This window comes from Mesorhizobium sp. M1A.F.Ca.IN.022.07.1.1 (assembly GCF_003997575.1).
In the GTDB taxonomy this organism is placed as follows: domain Bacteria; phylum Pseudomonadota; class Alphaproteobacteria; order Rhizobiales; family Rhizobiaceae; genus Mesorhizobium.
In genome coordinates this window covers 1-612 of the sequence record NZ_RZST01000717.1, presented here as the reverse complement: position 1 = coordinate 612, position 612 = coordinate 1, and the positions used below count along the sequence as shown (strand labels likewise).

The following is a 612-nucleotide window of genomic DNA, read 5'->3' as shown; positions in this document are numbered from 1 at the left end:
TATCCTTTGTCGCCAATGTCGCCCGCCTGCCGCAAAAGGGTTTGCCGGTTGCAATCGAGGCCGACGAAAGGCAGCGCACTGCGCTTGCCGCCGAACATGACCTGCTTTCCGTCGAAAGCTACCGCGCCGAGCTCTTGGTGGCGTCCTGGAAACGCAACGGCGTCAAGGTCAGCGGCCGCGTCGAAGCCGACATCACCCAGGCCTGCATCGTCACACTCGATCCGGTTGCGGCTCACATCGACGAGCCCGTCGAGGCGCTGTTCTTGCCGGAGCAGTCGAAACTCGGACGCGAAGGCTTCGACGGCGGCGGCGAGATCGTTCTCGACGCCGACGGGCCCGACAGCCCGGAAACTTTTTCCGGCGACACTATCGATGTCGGGGCGCTCGCCGAGCAATTTTTCGGCCTGGCGATCGACCCTTATCCGCGCAAGCCCGGCGCCTCGCTCGAGGGCGCGGGTGACGATCAGCCCGAGGAAAGCGAATTCCAGAAAAAGCTGCGCTCGCTGCTCGGACAATCCTGAAGGCGGCCTGGATTTTGGAACAGTTGGTTGTGCGGCAGCCCAAAACCGCTATTTTCGCCGAACCTTCGCGATCCCCCTTACCTCGGCAGGC

General features: G+C 63.2%; 1 protein-coding gene. It reads left to right on the top strand.

From position 1 onward, the window contains the following. Nucleotides 1-521: DUF177 domain-containing protein (locus EOA75_RS33595; RefSeq protein ID WP_164747794.1), on the top strand; the 521-nt coding region annotated here is incomplete at its 5' end. Between the last annotated feature and the right edge of the window lie 91 nt (nt 522-612).